Origin of the sequence: Algoriphagus sp. (assembly GCF_013373065.1) — a bacterium.
Lineage (GTDB): Bacteria > Bacteroidota > Bacteroidia > Cytophagales > Cyclobacteriaceae > Algoriphagus.
In genome coordinates this window covers 58,341-84,119 of the sequence record NZ_JABXIN010000014.1, presented here as the reverse complement: position 1 = coordinate 84,119, position 25,779 = coordinate 58,341, and the positions used below count along the sequence as shown (strand labels likewise).

23 protein-coding genes are annotated in these 25,779 nt (G+C 36.3%); 1 reads left to right on the top strand and 22 read right to left on the bottom strand.

Annotation, left to right across the window (positions count from 1 at the left end):
• Positions 1–28: 28 nt before the first annotated feature.
• From HWE15_RS10945 to HWE15_RS10885, 13 genes are all read right to left on the bottom strand, one after another.
• Positions 29–841, bottom strand: coding sequence for a sulfotransferase domain-containing protein (locus tag HWE15_RS10945; protein ID WP_290507574.1), 813 nt, complete (start codon positions 839–841; stop codon positions 29–31).
• Positions 825–2,096, bottom strand: a complete 1,272-nt coding sequence (locus HWE15_RS10940) for an ABC transporter ATP-binding protein (protein ID WP_290507573.1) — start codon at positions 2,094–2,096, stop codon at positions 825–827. Before HWE15_RS10940 ends, HWE15_RS10945 begins: the two co-directional genes overlap by 17 nt.
• A 9-nt stretch (positions 2,097–2,105) precedes the next feature.
• Complete coding sequence (locus tag HWE15_RS10935; protein WP_290507572.1) at positions 2,106–3,053, bottom strand: glycosyltransferase family 10; 948 nt, start codon at positions 3,051–3,053, stop codon at positions 2,106–2,108.
• 5 nt (positions 3,054–3,058) lie between these two features.
• Positions 3,059–3,763 (bottom strand): FkbM family methyltransferase, encoded by a 705-nt coding sequence (locus tag HWE15_RS10930; protein ID WP_290507571.1) that lies wholly within the window; start codon positions 3,761–3,763, stop codon positions 3,059–3,061.
• A gap of 379 nt (positions 3,764–4,142) precedes the next feature.
• Positions 4,143–4,931, bottom strand: a complete 789-nt coding sequence (locus HWE15_RS10925) for a glycosyltransferase family A protein (protein WP_290507570.1) — start codon at positions 4,929–4,931, stop codon at positions 4,143–4,145.
• A gap of 5 nt (positions 4,932–4,936) precedes the next feature.
• Positions 4,937–6,145: a glycosyltransferase family 4 protein gene (locus HWE15_RS10920; protein ID WP_290507569.1), complete on the bottom strand. Its 1,209-nt coding sequence runs from the start codon at positions 6,143–6,145 to the stop codon at positions 4,937–4,939.
• Position 6,146: 1 nt separating this feature from the next.
• Entirely contained in the window at positions 6,147–6,929 is a 783-nt protein-coding gene (locus tag HWE15_RS10915; RefSeq protein ID WP_290507568.1) for an FkbM family methyltransferase, read from the bottom strand.
• Entirely contained in the window at positions 6,926–7,735 is an 810-nt protein-coding gene (locus tag HWE15_RS10910; protein ID WP_290507567.1) for a hypothetical protein, read from the bottom strand. The genes HWE15_RS10915 and HWE15_RS10910 overlap by 4 nt, the downstream gene beginning before the upstream one ends.
• The gene (locus HWE15_RS10905) at positions 7,717–8,601 is read right to left on the bottom strand and encodes a hypothetical protein (protein ID WP_290507566.1); all 885 of its coding nucleotides are present in this window, start codon (positions 8,599–8,601) and stop codon (positions 7,717–7,719) included. The genes HWE15_RS10910 and HWE15_RS10905 overlap by 19 nt, the downstream gene beginning before the upstream one ends.
• Before the next feature lie 50 nt (positions 8,602–8,651).
• Entirely contained in the window at positions 8,652–10,112 is a 1,461-nt protein-coding gene (locus HWE15_RS10900; RefSeq protein ID WP_367203934.1) for an MBOAT family protein, read from the bottom strand.
• 292 nt (positions 10,113–10,404) lie between these two features.
• Complete coding sequence (locus HWE15_RS10895; protein ID WP_290507564.1) at positions 10,405–11,181, bottom strand: ABC transporter permease; 777 nt, start codon at positions 11,179–11,181, stop codon at positions 10,405–10,407.
• 96 nt (positions 11,182–11,277) lie between these two features.
• Entirely contained in the window at positions 11,278–11,622 is a 345-nt protein-coding gene (locus HWE15_RS10890) for a four helix bundle protein (protein WP_290507590.1), read from the bottom strand.
• 560 nt (positions 11,623–12,182) lie between these two features.
• Positions 12,183–12,689, bottom strand: a complete 507-nt coding sequence (locus tag HWE15_RS10885) for a winged helix-turn-helix domain-containing protein (protein WP_290507563.1) — start codon at positions 12,687–12,689, stop codon at positions 12,183–12,185.
• Positions 12,690–12,980: 291 nt separating this feature from the next.
• Between HWE15_RS10885 and HWE15_RS10880 the strand changes: the two genes are divergently transcribed.
• Positions 12,981–14,288 carry a hypothetical protein gene (locus HWE15_RS10880; protein WP_290507562.1) on the top strand — a complete coding sequence of 436 codons (1,308 nt, stop codon included), beginning with the start codon at positions 12,981–12,983 and terminating at the stop codon, positions 14,286–14,288.
• On the opposite strand, the gene HWE15_RS10875 is transcribed toward HWE15_RS10880, so the two are convergent.
• The 9 genes from HWE15_RS10875 to HWE15_RS10835 all read right to left on the bottom strand — a co-directional run bounded on the left by HWE15_RS10875 (position 14,249) and on the right by HWE15_RS10835 (position 25,761).
• Positions 14,249–15,418 carry a hypothetical protein gene (locus HWE15_RS10875; protein WP_290507561.1) on the bottom strand — a complete coding sequence of 390 codons (1,170 nt, stop codon included), beginning with the start codon at positions 15,416–15,418 and terminating at the stop codon, positions 14,249–14,251. The two genes, HWE15_RS10880 and HWE15_RS10875, sit on opposite strands and share 40 nt — an antisense overlap.
• Positions 15,415–16,923: a hypothetical protein gene (locus HWE15_RS10870; RefSeq protein WP_290507560.1), complete on the bottom strand. Its 1,509-nt coding sequence runs from the start codon at positions 16,921–16,923 to the stop codon at positions 15,415–15,417. The genes HWE15_RS10875 and HWE15_RS10870 overlap by 4 nt, the downstream gene beginning before the upstream one ends.
• Entirely contained in the window at positions 16,920–18,398 is a 1,479-nt protein-coding gene (locus HWE15_RS10865) for a hypothetical protein (protein WP_290507559.1), read from the bottom strand. Before HWE15_RS10865 ends, HWE15_RS10870 begins: the two co-directional genes overlap by 4 nt.
• Before the next feature lie 221 nt (positions 18,399–18,619).
• Positions 18,620–19,789 carry a dTDP-4-amino-4,6-dideoxygalactose transaminase gene (rffA, locus tag HWE15_RS10860; protein ID WP_290507558.1) on the bottom strand — a complete coding sequence of 390 codons (1,170 nt, stop codon included), beginning with the start codon at positions 19,787–19,789 and terminating at the stop codon, positions 18,620–18,622.
• Positions 19,790–19,859: 70 nt separating this feature from the next.
• Positions 19,860–20,558: a GNAT family N-acetyltransferase gene (locus tag HWE15_RS10855; RefSeq protein ID WP_290507557.1), complete on the bottom strand. Its 699-nt coding sequence runs from the start codon at positions 20,556–20,558 to the stop codon at positions 19,860–19,862.
• Positions 20,542–21,483 (bottom strand): glycosyltransferase family 2 protein, encoded by a 942-nt coding sequence (locus HWE15_RS10850; protein WP_290507556.1) that lies wholly within the window; start codon positions 21,481–21,483, stop codon positions 20,542–20,544. The genes HWE15_RS10855 and HWE15_RS10850 overlap by 17 nt, the downstream gene beginning before the upstream one ends.
• Positions 21,484–21,909: 426 nt before the next feature.
• Entirely contained in the window at positions 21,910–24,360 is a 2,451-nt protein-coding gene (locus HWE15_RS10845; protein WP_290507555.1) for a leucine-rich repeat domain-containing protein, read from the bottom strand.
• The gene (locus HWE15_RS10840) at positions 24,347–25,186 is read right to left on the bottom strand and encodes a hypothetical protein (RefSeq protein ID WP_290507554.1); all 840 of its coding nucleotides are present in this window, start codon (positions 25,184–25,186) and stop codon (positions 24,347–24,349) included. The genes HWE15_RS10845 and HWE15_RS10840 overlap by 14 nt, the downstream gene beginning before the upstream one ends.
• Entirely contained in the window at positions 25,183–25,761 is a 579-nt protein-coding gene (locus HWE15_RS10835; protein WP_290507553.1) for a hypothetical protein, read from the bottom strand. Before HWE15_RS10835 ends, HWE15_RS10840 begins: the two co-directional genes overlap by 4 nt.
• Positions 25,762–25,779 lie beyond the last annotated feature (18 nt).

The window sequence follows — 25,779 nt, the reverse complement described above, 5'->3', positions numbered from 1 at the left end:
ATTATAATCTCTAAGTATGAAAATAAAACTAGACATAGTTAAATAACTCCAGCTCGTTTTTTGACTCCGTCTCAAAGTATTCAAGCAGATCCTTCTCAAATTTATCCTGGTAACTTTTTGATTTTCCTTGATTAAAAAACAATACTCCTTTTTCTCCTTTTAGATCTTTATGAGCCATTCCTTTACTATTTGAAACTCTTTCTCGCATTTTTTCTATATGACATCCTTCGACAATTTTTTGTATAAGAAATTCATCCCTTTCAATTTTTGCAAACTCACATACTTTTTTTAATTCGTTTATTGGATCTTCCAGTAAGTCCTCATATCGAATAATCATCATATCTGAATGATATGGATTTTTCATCCATTCTCTTACATGAAAACCCCATTTACAAGGAAAAAGATTTTTTCCCTCGGTAATCATGTCTTTCATTGACGTCTCCTTATTAATTATTTTCAAGTAATTCTCATAAGAAACCATGACATCTCTTCCATCTCTTACTAGGTAAATAACTCTTCTATATCTTTCGTCTGGGAGGTTATGTGATTTGAAAAAATTTATTTCCGAAAATCTTTTATAGTATGTACGAGCATGAACGTCAGGAACCAATTCCTGGGCTAAGGATTCAGGTAAATATTCTGTACTTATACCAAATACTAATCCTGAAATCAAGGATTGCATCCAAGTATTTCCTGATTTTGGATATCCAACAATGAAAATATCTTTTTCAGAAAATTCTTCAATCGGTATCAAAAAATTTCTATCTATTAAGTTTTCCAAATTCCTATTCATCCCCTTTTTAGAAGGAGAATTTTTAAATAGTTCAATCAATTTTTTCATTATTCCAAAATAGTTGCGGGGCAATAATTCCTGGCCATTTTTCTTTTCTAGTCGACCCATGTAATCCTGATGAAAGTACCCTAAAAGATAAATAGTCTTTGGGATGCAATAAATAGTCTACCCCAGGCTGACCAGCATGAATTCTTACTTTGTATTGACCATCCCTTAATATTCTATCCGGGATAAAACATTTCGTTGAATAATTTCCTTCATCCAAGCTATATGTTAAAACTTGTTGGTTTGTAGAAGCAAAAACTATCACCTCATTCATATCTATCAGCTGAAACACCATTCTTGCCCCTTTTAAATTCTCTTTTAAAGAATAATTTATCTCCAATACTATTTCATCCGTGTCTTCAAAAGTATCAGTTATTTCCTCCGCTTTATTTTTTAAGCAAACGCTATAAATATCAAATACTGATTCACTGGAAATTGGCTGATTATAGTATCCAGACAATTCGTCAGAACTAGAAGTATTTAAATAATAATTTACTGTCTCATCAACATTGCCGTTTTTTACTAATTCGCCATTGGATAATAATATTGCTCTAGAACATAAAGTTTTGACTGAAGGAAGATGATGACTTACAAATAATACTGTTCTTCCCTGCTTTTTACTCACTTCCTCCATTTTACCAAGGCACTTTGCCTGAAACTCATAATCCCCTACAGAAAGGACCTCATCAATGATTAAGATCTCTGGTTCTAAATGAGCTGCAACTGAAAACCCTAGACGAACTTTCATTCCAGAAGAATAAAACTTAACAGGTGTATCAATGAACTTCTCCACCCCTGAAAAATCAATAATTTCATCCAGTTTTCTATCAATTTCTTTTCGGGTCATTCCTAGAATGGTTCCATTCATATAGATATTCTCTCGTCCTGAAAGTTCGGGATGAAATCCAGTTCCCACCTCTAAGAGAGAGGCAACCCTTCCATGGATTTTGATTTTCCCTGAAGTGGGATCGGTAATCTGAGAGAGGATTTTCAGCAAGGTTGATTTCCCCGCCCCGTTTTTTCCGATAATCCCTAGAACTTCTCCTTTTTCTACTTCAAAATTGATGTCTTTGAGCGCCCAAAAAACAGATTCGTCTTCTTCTCTAAATTTATTTAGTGCCTGAAGTCTTTTAAGATTCTGCCAGGGAGATTTAATAAGATTTGCCACCTGGCCAGCTAAGGTATCAGCTTGCTTTTCTTTCAAACCCAACCTGTACCTCTTTGAAAGATCTTCTACTCGAATTACAGTTTTGCCCATAACTTTTTTTTAATACCATACACGTTCTGTGTATCCGAGTTTTTTCTTTATTCTGCTAAATATCATTTTATTATAGCGAATAGACAGACCTAAATATTTTCGAATGCCTTTAGATCTTGATTCACTTGGACCATTAAAGATTTTTTCAAAAAATTCAACTATTCGACTTTCATCAAAATATTCAGTAAACTGATTATTTTTGAAAATTGGTTGAGCTATAAACTCCTTATATGCAGACAGATTTTCATTCAAATACTTTATTTCTGCGATCAATTCTTCATCTGAATTGAAATCAAGCCTATTCAAAATTCTTTTAGGATTAAAATCTTTTTCAATGCAATTACTCCCCCAATAAATCGGAATACAACCTGCTATAAAACAATCCATGATTTTTTCAGTGACATACCCAGGGTAAGAACTGTTTTCGTATGCAATACAAAACTTATAGGGTTTCATAAACGCGATTTTATCTGGAACTGGCCCACCTACATTATTTAGAACCTTTCCTCCAGAATCCACAGGTAAGTAGGTACTAAGCTTTTTGAAAAATTTATTACGCTCCATCGCCCCTGCATTAGAAGAAATAAAGCAGCAAAATTTAGTTTTGGGGTTTTGATCGATGATTTGTTGATGCTTTGGAAATAGTAATTTAGAAAAATCATAATACCACAATATGGAATATAGTGGGACTCTTAAATAATCTGTTCTATTTAGGAAATCGAAACCTAAAGCATAGTCACATAAAAAAAAGTTGGGGCGATGATTCTCTCCTGTATAGAATATTTTTGGACAATCATATTTTAAATGTTCAGATCCCCAAGATGAATAAATAATAAAATCTGGCTCACTTTCAGTAAGAAGCACAGAAAAATATCGCTTTAAAAAAGTAAAGATCCGATCATTTTCTGCCTCAAACCCACTATAATGATCGACAAACTTTAATTTAATTACCTTCAATATATCTAATACTTAGCTATAATGGATTCCAATTTTTTCCGAACCCTCCACAAAAAAGTCCTTATTTTTATAGAAGCTGAAAGCAAATCAGATTTAAGATAAATATCGTCACTTCCTAAACGAATAATAAACATATATCCTTTTTCAAAGAGAAAGTCCTTAATACTATTATCATTATAATTATTTTCTATTGAAATGGCGGAAATAATCATCTTTTCAAAATCAATAGATTTCAAAACTGAAAGTTCATTACCTTCAGTATCAATTGTTGCGAAATCGATAATTTTCCCAGTTAATTCAGGAATAGATCTTATTTTTTTTACTGGAACATCAATCTCCAAAACTGATCCTCCATGTAATTTAATTTCTTGACTTATTCGATCAAGGTGTTTATCATCATAAAACTCTTTAATGCCACTTAACATTTCTGAATATCCCTCAACTTGGCAGAAAGTCACATATCCATCATAATCACCAATACATGTATTATAGGATCGACATTTTCTGTTTTCTACTAATTCCCTAAAAACTTTAGGGTTTGGTTCAAAACAAACCCCATCCCAATTTCTATATAATTCAAAGAAATATGAATTACTAAACTTGACTCCATCATGCGCACCAATGTCAATAAAGAAACCATTTTTTTTATGAGGAAAAAAAACTCGATTTAAAAACTCATCTTGTCGATATTGAGAATAATATTTTTTCAAATCAATTAATTAAGTTCGAAATGAGTAAGAAAAAAAGTAATATAGATCTAATATATAAATGAGTTAATTCCACCTTAATCAATTATTCGAGAACAATAGTAAACAATCAACTTTTAAAATATCCCCCTATTCATTTAATACTGAGTTGATAGCATCTAAATATTTTCTCTTTTTAACTTCAAAATTTTATACCTCTCAATGTCTAAAATTCCGCTTCCTTCTCCGCTCCAAATTTATTTAGCCCTTGAAGTCTCTTAAGGTTTTGCAAAGGGGGGGGGCTAATAAGATTTGCTACTTTACCAGCTAAGATATCAGCTTTTCTTTCAAACCTAACCTATATTTTTTTGATAGGTTATTTATTTTAATGACTATTTTCATTCTAATTAGAAATCGCCCTAAGCCAGAACTTAAATAATTGTTTTAAAATTAAAATTTTATTAAAAACACCAATTGGAAGCCCATAAACCTTATTGTAGACTTCATTCCACATAATTTTCTTTGATTTAATAGAAGCTACTTTACTCAAATTATTATTATGAATAGAATAAGAGGCTATTGGCGCCTTATCAACAATAGGGGATACTTTTCCTTTGGAAGCCATTCTAATCCAAAGTTCAGAATCCTCATGAGGCCAACATACTTGATCAAAGAAACCTACTTCTTTAAAAAAACTTTTCCTCACTGTAATAGAATTGGTATGGAAATAACCCCCTTTTAACAAATATGTTAACACAGAGGTAGAGGGAGATTTTTTTAAAAACCCCATATTTTTTTTACGTCCAGTATCCAGATTAATTACTTCTACAATCCCATAACAAGCCTGAATTGAAGGGTTCTCTCTTAATAATAAAAGAGCTTCTTTAAACCTATTTTCATAATAAATATCATCCGCATCCAAAAATGAGATAATGGGAAAATTAGCTAACTGAATACCTAAATTCCTGGATGCTGCTGCCCCTCGATTTTCATGATTAGGATGCATTTTACATTTAACTTTCGAATACCTTAGTGCTAGCTCACAACATTTTTTTGAGGTGCTGTCAGTCGATCCGTCCTCCACAAGGATTACCTCCCCCACACAATCATGTTTAAGTACTGAGTGTACTGCGTTTTCAATAAAAAACTCTGCATTAAATACTGGAATAATTACGGATACTTGCTCAGTCATATATTTCAGTTACTGCTAAAACCATAGATATCCAACATTCTATTTCCTATCACGGAAACATCAAAGTATTTTGCCACATAATCTTTAGCGGCATCTTTCATAGAGTATCTAAGAATAGGATTATCAATCAAAAAAATTATTTTTTCAACAAAGTCATCTACATTGTTTTCTTCTGCGATTAAGCCTGTCACTCCATCCAGCATACCATATTTCATTCCACCAGCATTAGAAATAATAACTGGTAATCTCATAGCTTGAGCTTCTTGCAAAACCAACCCTTGAGCTTCTGTTTTATGACTGTTTGATTCATGAACCCCTGGTAATAAAAACAAATCAGCTTCTTCGTATTCAGATAAAATTTCTTCTTGACTTAACATCCCTAATAGTTTAATTTCATTACCTAAACCAAGCTCCACTATTAGCTTCTCGCACAAATCATATAAGGGGCCTATGCCAATAATTTTAAGTTTCACAGGATAGCCTAGAACAACTAGTTCATGGACAATTCGAATTGCTAATGTAGGAGCTTTCAATTCTATCAACCTTCCACAAAAAATGAGATTGAAAAAACCCTTTTCAGTATTTTCTTTTTTGGAAGGTTTAAAAAAATTTACATCCACTGGTACAGGAACAATCTCAACATTAGACCAACTTTCTCCTACTGAATTGATCAAGCATTCTTTCGTATATTTAGAGTTGACAGTTACTTTATCTGCAAGTCTCCCAATATTCTTATACTTTTCTTTATGTGTATTCAATGTTTTATGAGAAAGATCTTCACCATGGAAAGAACAAATTACTTTGGTATTTTGAAATAACCCTATTGATTTCAAATCACATACTAATGCTCCAACATGGCCGTAATGTGCATGAATAACATCATATTGGGAGTAATATTTAAAATAATTAAGATTTCCAATCAAGAATAATCCTTTTTTCAAACCCCATAGTTTTATTATTTTAAAAGAATAATAGGGCTGAACTATAATATTTCTCAATAATTGATATCCAACTTTACGATTTAAAAAAGTGCATTTTTTAAAAAGATTATATTTAATAATTTTGTCATGTAAATTCTCTGAATAACTTGGATTATTTTTTAAAGCAAGTAACTCCACATAAAACTGTCTATCCAATAAAAAATATATTTGATTATAAAGAAAGGTTTCTGAATAATTAGGAAAACTATCTATGAAAAATAAAATCTTCTTCAAATCAATTGCGACTATATTTTATCTTATATGATAAATGGGATTTTAAACAAAAATTATCATATTGATCTCCAATGATTTGGTAACCATGCTTTCGAAGCAAATCCTCAGATTGATTCTTATCTTCTTCATTCAAGTTCGCTTTTTCATATCGAATGAAATCACATTTAAATCTTGAAAAATCAATCAACTTAAGTATTTCAAAATCATAACCTTCAGTATCTATCTGAAGATAATCTACTTCCATAAATTCAGGATACATTGAAACCAAATCCATAAAAGTTATACCATCAACAATAAATACATCAAAATCTTCATCTAATAAATTTTTACTCGATAAATGCTTTTTATTTATGGATCCGATCCCTTTCCCCCAATTCGGGATTTTTTTTAATCCTTTATCATTCAATTCATATAACTCTATAGAAGAATTATTTTTAAAGATGGCCTTTCTTATTAATCTAATATTTGGAAAACCCTTATAGTTATTTGCCAACTCTTTAAAATATTTTGGAGAAGGCTCAACAATTATTCCCTTTGATTTTCTCATCACAACTTCAGAATGTAAAAAATCAAATGAAACACCATCATTTCCTCCTATTTGTATAAATGAAAACTCATCATTTTTAGGAAAGTTTCCTCTAAATGTTTTTTTTGGATCAATGGAAATCCATTTAGAAATCACTTTATTTTTAAACAATCTTCCTTTTATATAATCACTTGAATTGATTATATTAAAAATCAATTCATGCAAAAATATATTTATTCTAACTTTAAAATTTCTCATATATAAAATCCATCATCAAATTTACTTCGGACATAATTATATATTTGATAATCTAATTTATTATAATTTTTAAACTTAGTTATCTCATCTTCTGAAAGAGTAGAAATTTCAGTTTTGGAGTTAGATGAATTAACATGTGGAATATCTAAAATCATTTTTCTATTCATTTTTTTTGATAATTGAACTAAAGATCTATTGTACTCCTCCATTAAACCAACAAAAAAATAACTATCTACTCTTTCTTTATAATTGTTTTCATCACATTCAAGGATCTGAGCAATAAAATTCATTTCTTTAAAAATGTAATCAGATAAAGTAAACCCTTGAACATAAGTATGACTTCGCTTTTTCCCATATTTAAATAAAGAAATCCTTTGATGTAATGGTTCCCTGATAAATGTTATCAGATAGACCCGGGAACTCCTAAAAACTTCTGGAAATCTCTTGCTTAAATTAAACCTTCCATTAAAAAAATGTCCTGCTATAATTTCAAAAGGTCTTATTTTTGAATAGTTAGGTACATTTTTTTCAAACTCACTCAGGGCAATTTCAAAACCTTCTTTACTGTTAAACTCAAATTCATGTGGGGGATAATCTTTAACCAGATGAAACCATTTTCTTAAAACAATATTTAAACTTGTCCCTCCACACTTCGGGATATGGTTAAAAATAAATATAGGATTCTCTCCAACTTCTTCTGGGTAAGGATTTAATTTATACTGGATATAAGCCCTACCATACAGGAATTTATCCTTTAAATATTGGTAAGGTTTACTTCTCCTTAATTTTAAAAATTTGATAGCCAAATTTCTTTTACTCTTTTACTAAATTTTATCGTAAATAAATCTACTCCTCTTTTACTCAAATGACCTTGGTCTATAAAATATGCCTTATTAAGTATTGGAAATTCATCCGGATAAAGCATGGGAATATCAATTTGCTTTAGGGTATTTTTTAAATCTTCCTGACTATCAAAAAATCGAGGAGCTGAAAATAAAACTATTTCAACCCCCTCAATTGTGGCTAAATGAATTATTTTCTTCAAATAGTTCCAATCTACTGAATCTGCGACACCAGGCAATTCTGATATACCAATTTGTGATTCTTCTATATTTTCCCCGTTTCTAAAAGCTCCTCCCTTTAAAATGGAAAAAGGATTTTCTTGAACTTCAATTAACCGAATTTTTCTTAATACTTCCTTTGGGGAATAATACTTATTGAAGTAAAAATACCTCCATTGTGGAAAAAGCTTAGTACCTATATTGTCAAGAAGTGGTATTTCTTCTATTAAAACATTCCTAACATTTTCATTTTCCCAATAGGGAAAAAATGTAAATGCATGAAACTCATTACTAAAAGCCACATCAGAATTTAAAGAAGCCATGTCAACCTGAAGAAATAGCTTTTTTATTGAATTAGATTTTAAAAATAAATCCAAAATCAAAAAATTATCTTTAAACCCACTTCCATTTGCTCCAAGGTTAATTCCATTCCAACCAGTAAGGCTATCTAGCAAATTCATATCAAAGGCTCCAAATGCTCTACTAGAACCTAAAACAGCATATTCATATGCTCCTCCTTCTAAAGATAAAACCCATTGTTTCTTTTCAGTTTTGTCGAGAAATCGTTTTTGGGTAAAGAAGTAATCACAAAAGGATCCATATCCAATCATAAAAACCGATAGAAGTCCCGCTGCTACAAGGCTTTTAGTAAGAAATCTCCTCAAAACTGGAAATATATAAAGTCTTGAGGATTGAAAAACACCCCATAAAATAGGATGAGGACTATAATAGCAGAATAGCTTGAGTAACGTATAATTGGCTTTCTGAAATTGAAAACCTGTTCACCTTTCATAATCCATTCTAAGCAAATCAAAATTGAAATCAAGACAATTGAAAGTAAATATGAGCTTAATCTAACCCCACTAATTAAGGGATGAAAAACTATTCCTTTTAAATACCCCCAAGCCTCTCCTACAGTATCTGCCCTAAAAAAGACCCAAGCAATACAAACCAATAAGAAAGTTGATCCCATCTGAAAGATTTCCTTGAAAGAAGGAACCATGTGCTCTCCCTCATGTAAGTGAGCTCTGTTCTTCCCAATCAAGAAGATTGGAATAAACAATGCCGCATGGATTCCTCCCCAAGCGATAAAAGTCCAGTTGGCTCCATGCCAGAATCCTGAGACAAAGAATACAATAAAGATATTTCGGATAGCTTTTGCTTTAGGCACACGACTACCTCCCAATGGGATATAGACATAATCTCGAAACCACGTAGAAAGAGAAATATGCCATCTGCGCCAAAATTCAGCAATATCCCTACTGAAATAAGGAGTTCGGAAGTTTGTCATCAGTTCAAAACCAAAGAGCTTGGCCACTCCTATAGCTATATCAGAATAACCTGAGAAGTCTCCATAAATCTGAAAAGCGAAGAGAATAGCGCCCATCATCAGTTCTAACCCTGAAGCAGTTTGGTAATTCTCAAAAATGGGATTGACGACCAAGGCGCAGTTATCGGCGATCACCATCTTTTTGAATAGTCCCCATAAGATAAGCTTCATCCCGTCTGAACCTTGCTGGTACTCAAATTCCCGCCTTTTGAAGAACTGAGGAAGTAAATTAGATGCACGTTCAATAGGTCCTGCAACCAGCTGCGGAAAGAAAGCCACAAAAGCAAAAAAGGCGACGGGGTCTTTGGTTGCTTCCATCTTACCTCGATAGACATCGATCGTGTAGCTCATGGTCTGAAAGGTATAGAAGCTAATTCCTACTGGAAGTATCAGATTCAGCGTACTGGCGTGAGCCTGAAAACCGATCAGATTGATAAAATCAGTAGCGGATTCGATAAAGAAGTTGAAGTACTTGAAAAAGCCGAGGAGACCGAGGTTGAAGAGGATGCTAAGCGTTAAATAGAATTTGGGGTTTCGCGTCACTATGAGGAGGAACGACGAAGCAGTCTCCGTTTTATTTTCCCTTTCATCTATTGAGATCGCCACGCTCCCTTCGTCCGCTCGCGATGACGGAGCCTGGGCAATGACGTACCCCAAACGAAGCCCGCACCAATAATCCACTGCTGAACTTGTTATTATCAATCCCAAGAATCGCCAATCCCACCAGCCGTAAAAAACATAGCTAGCAAGTAGAATAAAGGCATTTTGAAGCTTCAGATTTTTCTGAAACACAAACCAATAGCCTAAGAAGACTAGCGGAAGAAAAATTAGAAATTCAAAGGAGTTAAAAAGCACTTTTTAAGTTTAAGGTTGTTCTACGTTTTGATTTCTACGTTGAACACTGAACCTAGAACATTGAACGCCAAGGCTACATCAGCGAAAGGGCGTTCCATTTTTCGTCCCGATTACTTTGTGATTTATTATCTAATCGGGACCGCCTAATGACTATAGCTAAGCAACATCCGCAAATATTCGTTCCATTCGGCGGCCCCGAAAATATTCGGGATCAAAAAATGGCACGACTTTATGCCACATCGGCAAAAGTCCGTTCCATTTTTCGAAAGTACATCATCCCAAAAACAAAGACGACTACTGCTACAATGCTTCCTGGCCAAATCCAATCCCAAGGCATGGGGCGGTTGAGAAAGGCGGCTCGAAATCCTTCGATTACGCCTACCATGGGGTTTAGGATATAGATTTTTTGGTATTCGACAGGGACCGCTGAGGTGCTATAGACCACCGGAGCGGCATAAAGCAGGAGCTGTACTAAAAAGGTAAGGGCATGCTTTACATCCCGATACTTGACTGCCAAGGCTGAAAGAAACATCCCTATCCCTAAACTACACATCAAAAGTTGCAAGATCAAAAGCGGGGTAAAGAGTACCCCCCATCCGGGAACCTGCTTGAAATAGATCAGCATAAAGATGACCACTACAAAGGCAATCGTGAAATCCAACATTTTGGATAGCAGGGCCGATAACGGTAGCACCATGCGAGGGAAATAGACCTTGGTGATCATATTGGCATTTTGAATCAGGGAATTAGCTGATTCGGTGAGCGTACCGGAGAAGTAGTTCCAAGGCCATAAGGCCAGGTAGGAAAAGAGTATATAGGGCATCCCATCGGAATCTACCTTAGCCAAGCCTCCAAAAACCAGGGTAAAGACCACCGTCGTGAATAGCGGCTGAATAATCGCCCAAGACACCCCAAGAATAGACTGCGCATAGCGGGCCTTGATTCCGCGGAGCGTGAGGAAATACAGGAGATCCTTGTATCGCCAAAGCTCCTTGAAGTCCACCATCTTCCAGCCGGAGGAGGGTTCGATTACTTTGTAGTGTTGGGAGTCGATACGGAATTATGAGTTAGGAATGAGGAATGTTGAATTAGGAATTAGGAGTTAAGAATTACGCTTCCCTTCCCTGCTTGACTTGATAATTGAATTGAGAATTTTGATCAATTCTTCAATTTCACTTGTCAAGAAATTGTAATCTGGACTATTAGCACCTAGCTCTTCTCGATTGAATAGACGAAGCCAATATCGAGTTTCTCTAGCTTCTTTGGCAGCAATAACCATCTTAGCAATAAAATCTAATTTGGAGTGTGCGGCTTGGGCTTCTTCTACATTTGCTCCAATTGAAGTTGCCGAACCAACAAATTGATCTGCTAAACGATAATGACCTGCTTTCCGGAGCGAAAAATATAGATTGAGAGATCTTTCTGCAAACTGAAAAGTTTTGGTCAGTATGTGATTTTCATTTTTAATAATGATGAATTTGGAATGTTGAGTTAAGAATTAGGAATGTTGAATGAAGATTTTTGAGTTTCTAAAGAAGAGTGTTAAATGAGGAAATAGAGTCCCGAATGAAAATATTGCTGACATTTAAATCCATCATTAATCAATTCATAATTCTAAATTCCCCTCCGCACAGCTTCGCCCTGTCACTCCCATTGAGGAGTTAGGAATGTTGAATCAGGAATTAGGAATGAAGAATAATGAACTCAGGTATAGATCAAGGATCTTATTGACACAAATTCATAATTCATTAATTCATAATTCTTCATTTTCTTTTACTTTGCTTCACTCGCAATGACGAGAGCTCAAAGATGACTGAGTAATAAAATTACTCGGTGAATTGGGATTTGCAAATGATCTATAAAAGAATTCTTGGTTGTTAAGCAGTAAAGACTACGACTTCGCTCAGTCTGACAAGGTTTATCGTTTTACCTTTTAGATTTTAAGTTGATCCTTCAGCATAGCCTGGCAACCGACTTGGAACGTTGGATCCCGAACCTCGAACCTTTCTATTTCCCATAAATCAATATTCCCATTATATCCCCAGGGTCGGCCTCGTGTATTGCTACATCAACTTGCCGATTAACTTTCTCATAGGTTTTTTGTCGGATAAAATCCAGGTAATCCCGATCCAAATTTTTTCCGATCAAAATCATTTGAACCGTTCCCGAATCTATTCCCTGAGCATAATCTCCCACAATATAGGCTCTCTCCACCTCTCCCATTCTCTTGACTATTCGTTCCATCAGATCGTCCAATCCCAAAAATTTGGAAACCATATTTTTGATTTCCTGGAAGAAAGGATGGCTTTCATTGGCCTTGTACATTTTGGTCTTCCCCTCCTCTTCGGCCACCAATAAACCTGCATCAGTCAAACGGTTGAGTTCCACCCGAACCGAATTTGTCGACTCATCGAATTCCTTAGCCAAGGAACGCAAGTAGCCGGAATTGGTATGCGAAAAAAACTTTAAGAGCAGTTTGATTCGGGTTTTGGATGTGACGAGAGAGTCGAGCAACTTTTAATATTTATGAATTAGGAATGAAGAATGTGAGTAAGAAAATTACTCATTAGTAAATAAAAATAAGAGTTTGGAGAAATCAAAATTCGATTCTTTATAAAATAAGAGTCGATATTATTTCTTCAATTGAACTCTGAGTTTAAGAAATAATGGTTTTTGAATCTAAAATCAGTTAATTCACTTTCGAGTCAATTCATTGACAAGATACCTAAAGGCTTATCTAATTTGGATTCAATCAAGAAATATAACACTTATCTGCCATGGGGAGCGCTATCAATTCTTCTGGTAGTGTATATCTATTTCCTTTTACGGCTGGATTTCGGTTTTGGCTCCTACTATGGCGATGAGATTTTTTATCAAAAAAATTCAGAAAGCTTTTATCAATCGGGGGAATTGTCAGCATCCTTTACTTACTCCGGGAAAGGATCAAAAATAGGTGGATTTGACGCTCATGGCCCCGCCTATCCTCTTTTGTACAGTTTTTTGCTAATGCTAAAGGCTTCACCTTCTTTTCATATTCCATTGACAAACCTCTTGGTTTTTGGAATTACCATCTTTGCATTAGCGATCAAACGAACTCATCTTACACAATTTCCCCTGCAATTATTATTGATTCTCGGAAGCCCCTTCACATTATTTTATGGGTTTAGCTACATGCCCGAACTAATTCACTTCAGCATAGGGATTGGACTATACCTGCTTTTCTCAGCTTATTTTAAGCATGAATCCCCATCAAATCTCTGGTTCTTATTAATCGGAATTGGGATTGCAGGGCTTTTTAGAAGTACTTGGTTTTTTGCATGGGTAGCGTTGGGCATTTCCCTAATTCCGAAAAAGAAATGGCTGGGATTAGGTTTGATGGCATCAGGAATAGGAGCAGCTCTTTTTTATTCATCTTTCTTTTATGAACAGACCCCCAATGTATTTTCCAATTCTCTAGACCTGATTCAATTAAATAATTGGGGACGGGCGATTTATGAAGTCTATTTCAATACCAAACGAAACATCTACTTTCTCCTCCACTACACAGAGGGAAAATATTATTGGGTCTGGAAAATATGGGTATTGGTTAGTTTGATTTTTGGTTTGATTTATCAAAAGAAATCCAAACTAATTCGATTATCCACCCTTTTACTACTAATTCAGCTCGCTTTCTCGGTAATCATCTATAAAACTTACGAATGGACCGATTGGCGTATGCTCAGTCCTGTTACCATGCTTTTGAATTTGGGTTTAATAGAGAATAGAAAATTAAAGTACCCTTCCTGGCTCTTGGTGGGATTAAGTTTGGCCAGCTTTTTCTTGATCCTTCCCTTCCAGCAAAAAATCATTGGACTTCGAAACGACTATACTCTTCCGGGAATAGAGAAAAGTGTAATTGAAGAATTAAAAAATCTGGATCAAGCACTCATACGAATCCATCCTTTTGTTCTAGAAAAATATCAATTAGAAGAATTGCCTTTAGTTAATCATGATGGGAATATTTTACGCTATATCTTACCCTTTTACGAACTGGATGAAGCTCCAGCTACACATCGTTTGGAAATCGAAAACCATCAACTGATTATTCGTTCGGAGAATATTCTGGCCCAATAAGCCACTCCACTTAACACATGCAGTGAGAAGACAACATAAAAAAGCGAAAACTTCCATTTTGAAGTTTGAAAATCTTTTTGTCTTTCTTGATAGACCCAAACCACCATAATTATCAAGTGAATTAAATAGGTAATAGGGATTTGCCAGTAAAAATTAGCATGCCATTCCCGGAAACCGGTTTCGGCAAGCAAAAGATAGATAAGGATCGCAAAGACGAGCAAAGCGAATGAAAAGACGAAGGTCTGATTTTGGAAAGCCTTTCTTCCCCAAAAGATCAGGAATAAGACAGTCAATGAAAAGCTGGAAAAAAAATCCCAAAAAGGTTCAAACGCATAGTGAAGCCAAACTTTTAAGGGACGGATTTGAATCTGGGGAATTTCATTTTTTTGGAAATAATCTAAAACCATGGGATCCCAATTGTAAATCAGGATTTTCTCCAGCCAAATCACAGCCAAAAGGCCAACAGAAATTCCTATTGAATAGCCGAAAAACCGGCTTCGAAAACCATGGTAATATCCTGAAAACAATGGAAATAAGGGGATATAGCAAAACAGGAAACTGGGCTTGATCAAAATAATTGCAAAACTCAATCCAAGGATATTCCAAGGGAATTTGAGTTCATAATTTTTCCACCAGTCCATGGTTTTCCTAAAAAGAATTAAAGAAAATGGAAATACCGCTATAAGGGTAGAGTTATGCCAAATTGAAGGCGTGAATTTTCCTAAATACCAAAAATCACCCTCAACTGGTGGAAAAACTAAGGGACCGAAAAAAATCAAGGCCAAAGACAATCCAAGCGCCTCCCTATGTTCCTTTACACCTTCTTCCTGAAGCCATTTGAATACAATAGTATACTTCCACCAAATGAAAAAAGTCAGTGTCAGGAGCGAACTGACCACAAAGGGGTATTTAATTCGGACCAATAAATCCAAAAGGTAGATCAAGGCGTAATACCCTGGTGGAATCGGAAAAAAACCATTTTCAAGATATTCTTCAAGGAAGAAATTATGGGTTTTGATATCCACTCCATACCGTCCATATCGGATTAAAAAATAGATAGTAAACCCAGCTATTAATGCGATTATCAGGTTCCAAAGAACAAGGGAGATTTTATACAGGCTACTTTTCATGGAATCTTCACCAAAACAAAATCTTCTAAATAGGTAAACACTCCTCCTCTAGCTTCAAAATAGGCAATATTATTCCGAAAGGTATTTTTCTGAACCAAATAGGCGGTTTTAGAATGGTGGCTTTGATTCTCAAAACTATTTAATAAGGAAGGCCACCCCATGATCTGAAAGGGTAAAGGATTCTGAAAAACTAGCTCATGATAAAACTTATGCTCTCCTATCAGAAATATCCGTTCAAATTCTTCCTTCTCCAAAAGAGTCAATTGATTTTGAATTTCGGTATCCTCTGGGATATTCTCGAAGGATTTAAAAAAGGAAATCAAATGAAAACCTATGGCTAGAATTAAAAGAGTAAGTAGCGAATAATTAGTAAAAGTGGATATGGGAATAGTTGAGTTTTGGATTAAAATCATGAAGAAGGCAAATAGTAAAAAAGCCAGTGCATAGATCTGAACTTTTAGGAGAAAAAAAGGAGCCAAAACCAGAAACCCGGCAAATATCAAGAAAGATACCAACGCGGATTTCCAAGAATTAATTGCTATTGAATAAAGGATCAAAACAATCCATAAAAAGATAAAGAAGTGTTCTTTCTCGATATAAGTAAAAAGTGCTTTTTTATAAAACGAAAAAGATATCAAGGGGATTCTTGCTTGGTCAAGATCCTGCTTCCATGATGAAAGTACCTTAGCATCAAGCCTATCCTGCTCGAAATCCTGCAAACCATTGGAAAAGTAGTACAAGTCTGGTTTTTCCAGCTTCCAATATTCCTTTTCCAATTGAAGAAAAGGGTGATCAAAGACAGCAGACCTTAAATGATTCAATTGAACAAATTCTTCTTTATCAGCTTTTTGAATCCAGAAAAGAGAAAAAGCTGATCCGATCAGAAATAGAATAAGTGGAATTACGGCAGCTCGTAGAAAGAATTTACTCCAACCAAAAATAATCCCAAAGCCAACAAATCCAGCAATCAGCAAATACCCGACTTCAGGCCTTACCAAAAAACCTAGAAGGATTAAAACATCAGATTTGAACCATTTTTTTATTTGCAAGTCTTCTTTCGAAAATCTCCAAAACCGATAAGCCAGGCCCGCACTGAGAGCAAGGGCTGAGACTATAGAGAATTGTAAAAAAAAGGCAAAATGGAGAATAAAGGCAAAGAATAACAGATTCCATATCTGAGCGATCCGGCGTTTCCCAAATTTTTGATGATTTAGTCGGACAACAGCCAAGAAAGAGAAATACAAAATAGAGAACCAGATAATGGGATACCAAGGAAAATTTGGAAAACCTCTATAAAGTTTAGCCAATACCCAACTCATTATCGGATGGATAAATACCGCATAGGATTCAGGCTCACCAGTATAGGATCCAGATATTAGCCACATCATAGCTTCATCATCATTCACCTGAAACCGCCAAGGAAGAAACAAAACAATAACTAATGCAATGAGCATCAAGCATGCCCAGGATATTGGTGTTAGGCCTCTAGAAAAGAAAACTTTCATTCCCATGAATTTAGAAGAATCGCTTGACCGCTAAAATTATCAGGTAATTTCTGTAAGGGATAATAGACAAATAATTGATTGCTATCTCCTTTTGGAAAATGTTGTCTTAGTTGTTCTTGATCCCAAATACCTGGCGTTTTAGGCATGGTCTTACCCAATAAATAGGGAATCCCAGAAATCCGATAGACTGCCAAAAGCTTTTCTTCCCGTCCAACTTTAGTTTTGAGTTCTTCTAATTTGGCAATCTGATTTTGGGTTAAATAAATTGACTTCCCGGGAAGATACTCCCAATATTCAGTTGCATTCCAAAGGCTTTTCTGTTCAAAAGGGTGCCACCAAAGTCCATTGAATACAAGCAGCAAACTCATCAGAGAAACCCCATAGTGATATCCAATTCTCCTCTTTTCTGGCATTTCCTCCATCAAAAGGTGAATACCCAAAATCCAAAAGACAGCATAATGAATTCCTATTCGAAGCCAGTATACATTACTTCCGAAATGAAGCAAAAAGGGTAAGAAAAACAGAAGTAGCAACCAGCCTTTTTTGGATTTGGAAAGAGTATATAAATCTGATTTGGAAAGAATAAATGCCATCAAAACGACTCCTATCAATAAAAAAAAATGATTCCATTCCTCTGTGATCCAAGTTTTAAAAAAAATATAACTCGATGCTGAAAGTATAATACCCCACTGAAGGAGGCGATTTGAAATTTTCTCAAAAACTACCCATGCTAATCCAAAAACCAGAAGAATCCAGAATAAACCTACAAGGGTATGTTTGAGAAGAAGGATACTTTGGTAATCAGCTCTCTCAGTCTGCATAGCAATTCCATCTACAAGACGCAAAATAGAATTTTGCTCAAACAGGCCGTAAAAACTCAACTCCAATACCAAATAAGGAAGTAAAAGCATTCCTAAAATTTTCCAGGAAAGCTGCCTTTGGATGTTCAAAATAAGAAGCGTCATCCCTCCCAATAAAATCGCAGCAGTGACTTTTACATAAACAAGCAATCCTAAAATCAGCCCGAGCAAAATATGCTTCCCAACTGCCTTATCCTTGGATGAAAGCATAGCTAGCCAACAACATGCTAAGACGACTGTCAAATGGTTGTAGGAAAGGCTTGCCGGTAAAAACCCATAACCCGCAAATAAGCCCAAAATAGCCAATAAATAAACAAAAACTGAGTGACGTTTTTCACCCAAAATATTTTTGTAAAAAACTACCAATCCTAAAGCCCCAAATCCATAAAGGACCAATCGAAGAAACCGTAAACCTACAATTCCAAAATGGATTCCGCTGAATTCATAAATAGCCTTGAAAAACAAATCATAATTGAAAATTCCAGCTTGATTTTCCTGAAGCGGATGAGCCAGCAAAACATACAAGCCCTCATCCGACACATCAAATCCCTGATTGATTCCAAGCATCACGAGCAGGATACAGAGAAGGGATGAGATAAGGAGGGTTTTGGGCATTTTGGTGATTGGAAGATTAGAAAATTAAAAGATTGGAAGATTGGAAAAATAGGGAGTTTAAATTTTAAAGTGAAGCGTTGGAAGGTGGGAAGGTTGAAAAGTTCAGGGTTCGAAGTTCGAAGTTCAGGGTTAGTAACTGAACCTTGAACTCTGAACAATGAACATTGAACCTAAGTAAAGAATTGAAATCATAGGTCAATTTTCAAATTCGATAGAATCTATTACGTAAGATCCGGTAGTTCGTAAAACAAAGGTAGCCGAAGAAGGAAATCAGAAAAGCGGTCAGAATTGGGAAAAGTTCGGACAAACTGTTCGGGTTGGTGTTTTTGTATAAACTCGCTTTTATGCAGGCTTTGGTAATGAAAAACAGCCAATATTCCATTTTGCCTCAATCGGCCTATGTATTGTTGTCGAAGATTAGCATTTTCAAAAAGCAGGTAAAAAAGATGGTAATTTCCGGGTTGGGTTTGAAATTCTATTTCCCCTAACCCCTGTAAAGCTTGCTCCAAAATCTCTAAATAGGTTTTTTGAAGCACGCTTGGTTCCTTTTTTAATCCGGAAAACCATCCCTGATAATCTTCCCAAATTTGTTTTCGCCTTTCTTGGATAGCATCTAAATTTTCTAATTGGCCCCATAAAAAAGCTGCATTGAGCTCAGAAAGCAAAAAACTGCTCCCCAAATCTTTCCAACCGTATTTATCACTTTCTCCCCGAAAGAAAGCGGTCCGATCGGTACCCTTTTCCCAAATGATTTCGGCACGTTTTTCCAAGTTCGGATCATTGACCACCAACATCCCTCCTTCTCCACAATGGATGTTTTTGGTTTCGTGGAAGCTAAAAGTTGCCAATTGCCCAAAACTCCCTAATGCTCTCCCCCCTTCAAAACTCTCAATCGCCTGTGCGGCATCTTCCACCAAGAAAATCTTGTACTTATCCGCCAATTTTTTGAGCTGACCAATTTCGCAGGAAACACCTGCATAATGTACTAGCACAATTGCTTTGGTTTTTGAGGTGATGAGTGGTTCGATCGTGTTCACATCAAGATTGGGAAAGTCCTCCTGACTATCCACGAAAACCAGTTTGGCACCTCGCAAAGCAAATGCATTAGCGGTGGAAACAAAAGTGAAGGAAGGCACAATAACCTCATCTCCTTCCTGAATTTCCAATAGCAAAGCCGCCATTTCAAGAGCATCGGTACAGGATGTAGTCAAAAAACAACGATGGAAACCATACCGATTCTGGAAAAACTCTTGGCATTGCCTTGAGTAAAATCCATTTCCGGAAAGCTTTCCCAAGTTTTCAGCAGCATCTTGGATATTCACGAATTCCTTTCCCGTGAGATAGGGTTTATTAAATGGGATTTTAAGAGGGGAATTTGGAAAGGACCTCATGAGCGAAAGGAAATCAAAACGATTGGACAAGTTAAAAAAATGGATCAAACATCCCTTTTCTTAGCCGCCGCTAGTTTCTCCAAAAATGGTAAACCCAGATTTTTTCAGCAATAGAATAACCTATATGCTCATACAAATTCATGGCTGGTATATTGGACTGTTGGGTAGGTATTTTTAGTTTGGAAATTCCCCTATTAAATATTTCCAATTCTACTGCCTGAATTAACTTTCTTCCCCAGGATTTTCTTCGGTGATTAGGATGTACAGCAACCAGTCCAATCTCTGCAAAATTCTCTTTTTCCTCAAACGTCACCATTCCTGCAAGATCAGGAGCTACTAAAATATTTCCCGAGTCAAGTGCTTTTTCAATCCATAACTCATAGAGCTTTTCAAATTCCTTTGAAGTAAGTCTCGGATCTAAATTAAACCTTGAAAATTTTCCGCTTTCCAAACCCAAAAAAAGAAGTGAATCATGAATTGACCGTTCAGCCGTTCGATCTCTAAACTTCTGGATTGGAACCACCTCTTCTTCGTTCCAGTTTTCGCTTAACTCCTTTTCAAATAGGATTTTTATATCGACTGGAAGAATCTGGGTGCTTGAAAATTGAATTGGTTTTTCGGAAAGGATATAGACCAACTGATAATCCTTTGCTTCGATTAAAAATTCTTCTTCGGTCATCGAAGAATTCCACCTAACCTTTCCAACCGGATAGCCGAAAAGCTCAGAATCAAAGGAAAGCTTTTGAATGGAATTATTGCTTTTCCCCATTTACTTTTTTCTCAATAATATAAATAGGTCTCCCCTTCACACCCTCAAAGGTTTTTCCAACATATAGCCCTACCATTCCCAAGGTAATTAAGACGATACCAGCTAAAACCCAAATCGAAATGATCAAACTTGCATACCCTGCCACGATTATTTCTCCCTGCCAATATCTGATTAAAGTATATAGCGCAAACAAAAAACCTGTTAATGCAATCAAAACCCCTAATTTGACTGTCATGCGGATAGGTTTATCACTGTAAGCGAGCATGATATCCAAAGCCAGGTTAAATAACTTTTTGGGGTGATAGGAGCTTTTCCGTTCTGAATTTCCCTGATGGGTAACTGGTATAGCTATTTGTCGAAAACCTACCCATTTGATCATGGTCGGAAAATAGCGAATGGACTCTCTCATATTGATTACTTCCTGAATGACTCGCCTATGATACATTCCGAAATTGGCTACCGTTTCATCTTGTTCTGAGCCTGTGAGGTATGAAAGCGTACGATAGAATAGTTTGGATCCTAATTTTCGAAAAAAGGAATCTTGACGATTGATTCGTCTCCCAAGTACAACATCAAATCCTTCTTGAGCCTTTTGATAAAGCCAAGGAATGTCTTCCGGACTATCCTGTAAATCACAATCCATGACCACCATCCATTCCCCCTTTGCCTGGTCCAGACCAGCGGTGATAGCATAGTGCTGCCCAAAATTCCGGGAGAGTTTAATTCCTTTTAAAGAAGGATACTCCCTCGCCAATTGTTCGATTCTTGACCAGGATTGATCGGGGCTGTCATCATCCACCAAAATCAGCTCAAAAGATTTACCCATTTGATCCATCACCTGATGAATCCGAAGGGTCAATTCTCCCAAGGTTTCGTCACCAAAATAGACTGGAATGACAATAGATATATGAGGTGAGTTTTCCATGAAGTGCGTTGACCTAAAAATAAGAAAGGCTTTTGAAACAGGAGAAAAATTTCTCGGCTCACATCTCTTTTAAGGAAGAAATACTCCGAAATCTGATTATCAAGAAAGATTTTAACAACTCCTTCACCAGAACCTGCTTGAAAAAATCATATTAAATAAAGGAAAGATTAAAAATTGTGGAAAACTTTTGTCTCTTACTCTCAAAAAATACCCTGTTTATGGTATTTTTTTCTCGGTAGAAGATTTTACCTTTGATATAGGGTGATTAAGCAACTTTTCTCATGATTGTTTTCGAGAAATACAAAAGGGACTTTTTCTAAAACTTTTTGACCCCTTTTTTTCCGAATTCAAAAAATTTGGAAGTCTAACTTGGAAAAAGAGCCAGATTGAAAAATCCGGCTCTTTTTTTTATTCCTCGGATCGCAATCAATAATAGCGTACCTCACAATTTGGATTGATTTCTTTGAAACGGTCCACGGTGCGACTAGGCAATCGAGTATTGAAACAGGATAGTTTTTTCAAGTTTTCCAAACCTTCAATCGGTCTCAAGGATCGGAGGTTGGTACTTGCCACATCCAATTCTTCCAATCTTACCAAATTTTCAAGTCCTTTCAAGCTTTTCAAATTCGTCCCGGAGATATTCAAAACCCGTAGTTCCAACAAAGACGACAAGGCAGTCAAATCTTCAATTCCTGTATTGGAAAGATCGAGTTTTTGCAATTGAAACAAACCTCCAATTGGTGTAAAATCAACCACAGGCATTTGCGAAAGGCGCAAATCTTCCAGCAATTTCATATCTGCAATTGCCGAAATATCAGTAAGCGGCGAATCAAAAACGGCTAGCTTTCGAAGGTTGACAAATGCCTTTAGCGGAACAAGATCCTGAATGGAAACCCGCTCAAAATTCAAGGCAGCCAAGCCTGTCAAATTATGGAGCTGTTCAGTAGATGGATTTTCCGGTAGGCTGTATTGTCTCCTCAACAGTTCCTTCCAAGATTGGGATAGCCCTCCCCACCATTGATCCAATTCATTGATTCGATAAATCAAGGTTATATCCGGTTTTTTCAATAAAAATTCCGGAACCTCTTCTTTGAGAAAGTCACCTCCATCTACATTGAGGTAAGAAAGTGAAGACAGACCAACCGCAGGGAGAATGCTTTCAATTGGACTTCCAGAAAAATTCAAAACCTCCAATGATTCTTGATCTGACAAGGGGTTCAAATCCCGAACCTGCGTATTTGTTGCTTGGATTTTAACCAGCGTTTTAACTTCGGAAAGAGGCAAAAGATCAGAAAGTGGATTATCCGAAAAATCAATTTCATGCAATTTCACGAATCGAGTAACCGGTTTCAAGGTTTGGATATTCATATCTGACAAATCCAGTTTTTCCAAACCTATGGTAGATGTTAAAATCTCAATATGAGGTGAATCTCCTTGAATTTCCGGATTGGCCTTTCGAAGCGCATTTTTCCAAGCATCCGATAAAGCTGCCCACCAACTTTCCAAATCTTTCACATGGTGAATTAAGAGGACCTGTGGATTGGCTCGGGAGAAATTGTCAGCGGAAGAAATGGATAATTTGGTCTCATCTGCCAGCACTTTTCTTAAGGTTGGTTTTCCATTAAGACCAGAAATATCAGCCACTTCTGTCCCAGTAATATCCACCGTTTCCAATCGATCTAAGCCTACTAACGGACTCAAATCCTGAATATTGGTTTGGGAGAGATCCAAATAGGTTAAAGATTGAAGCTGACTTAAATTGGAGAAATTAATCAGGTAATTTCTTTTTAAAGTCAACTGCTTCAGATTCTTTAGATTTTGGATATTTTCTGCATTATTAAAGCCACTTTCGGTCAAGTCCAAGGTTTCCAAAGAATCGAATTCATTGAGTACCTGATAGCTTAGGATTGGCGTATTCACCAACTTCAAAGTTTTGAGTGATTTCAAATTTTGAAGTTCATCAATTTCCTGAATCTGCGTTCCGGAAAGATCCAAGCTTTGCAAGCGATCAGAGTATTTAATAAACTGAATATCAGCTGTTGGTGTATTTGAAACGTCTAAGTATTCCAAAAAAGTAACATTGGATATAGGTCCTAAGTCCATGATTCGGGTATTGCTCAAATCCACATAGCGAAGGTCTCGAAGTGACTCTAAAGGACTCAAGTCCAACAAGGAATCCGTACCGGATAGATCCAAGGAATCGATAGAAACAAAACGATACAACAAATCCAAATTGATGGAATCCGTCTCCTCCAATGAAAATTCTCCTCTAAAGAAATTCTTCCAATGAGGATCCAAGATTTCCCACCACTCCAACAATTCTTCATCTCGGCTAAGTTTGGTGGTGTAAATACTGACAATCTTTAATTCATCGGATTGATCATCCAAATTGACCTCCACAAATCGCGGCTTGGTATCCGTTACTTTCACTCCATCCTTCCCCGTTGCTTCAATAGACCGGTCCAAAGAAACAACAAAGAATACCTCTCCATTTTCCTTTTGTCCTGGTTTCACATCCCGGATTTTGAATTGAAAGGCCACATTTTGATAAAAGAATTCAATGTCTTTTAGATAGGCCGTGATGTCTTTATTGATAACTACCTTCCGGTCCAAAAGCAAATCATCTTCTACCTGAACGGTTCCATCCCGAAAAATTTTCAAATAGCTCTCCCGAATAATGACATCTTTATCTCGAGTAGGTGTATCCTGAGCTCCAATGGTATTGAGCAAGTATTCTAAAAAACGGATTTGATCTTCCACACGGGAAGTGTATGATTTGACTTCTTCTTCAGAGTATCCTTTTATTGTTTGGGCAATGCCTACCTGGATTGTGAAGAAAATAGCGATTAGAACAAATAGGGATTTAATTCTCGCCATAAATGAATTTTTGAAGCATTTCTTTATCTCCTGGGTTCAGCCTTACCAGACTTGAAATCAGCCAACCTGTATTAAATCCTGGCCGATTGAATTGAGCCACTTCGAAATACCAGCCATCAATTTGGAAGAAGTGAAAACGGACATCACTGACGGTATCAAAACGTAAATTTCCTTTTTTCATTTCATAGAGAAAAATGGTCAAATAATCGGGGGAAAATGAGCTTCGTGTAAAGGCTTCCGGAAGTTCAGAATCCTGAAAAGCCCTTCTTAGGTTCATGAAACCCAATTCATGGGAAAGAGGATGAAGAAAATCCTTTTCATCACCGACTGGCTTATCAAAAAGGTTACGAAACGGGCCAAAATCCACTGCATCTATAACCCATTCGTAGCCCAACCCTTGAGGTTGGATTTTTAGGATGAGGGTAGCACTTTCGCGTTTCCCCTGAAAGAAAAACTCTGCTTTTACTTCCGCAAACCAACCTTCTTGATGAAAACTCAGGTATTGAGGGTATACCTCAGAAAGGACTTGATCGGCAAATTGAATTTTTAGCGCTGGACTAATTCCACTCGTCTGGTTATCGAACAAGACCTGGATGAATCCTTTACGTAAAGCTTGGTTGTGATAGAGAGAGTCTCCTGGATAGAATCGGGTATTCCCGTCAATTGACTCCTCTGCATTGAAGCGCCGAAAAAATTGATTGAGTTGTTTGGTCGAGGCGGCGAAGCGACCATCATCTTTGATTGTTCCGCCAGAGCCTATGCCCTGGGCGGAAACAATCGAAATGCTTGCGATAAAAACCGCAAAAATAATCAGGGTTAATCTCATGCGGATGTTTCAGTCACTCGCACATCACCGAGCATTACATCCCAAAATTCGATGGTACGACCAGCGATTTGAGTCTGCTTTTTCTCTACGTAAATAGTGATGTCTTTTTTGGTGGTGTCTTTGTAGTTCATTCCTGTTTCGATGGATGTTCCTTCGAAACGCTGGAAAATGGTAATCACTCCTACATAACGACCATCAGGCTGACGCTCCAAATCAGAGATATACTGAATGTCATACCAGGTGATATTCACCCGATCATAATTAAGAGCCATCAGACGCTCGAAGTATCTTCTGACTTTGTAGTATGCAATTTCGGGAGAATTAATGCTTGAAACACCCATTTCTGCACCAGGAGCAAAGAGCTCTTCAGCCCGGTCCATAACACGGTTTGCCTCAGAAAACTGAGTGTCTTTGCTGCCAATGATGGCGATATATTTACTTAAGTCTTTTACTTTCTCAAGTGCCAAGGAGTCAATCGCTTGTTTTCTTGCTGGACTGATAGTCTCCGATTGAGCCATGGCAGAAAAGGAGCTTACTAGAAAGAGTCCAAGAAAAAGGATAAAGGTATTTTTCATTTTTTTTAAGGTTCTAAC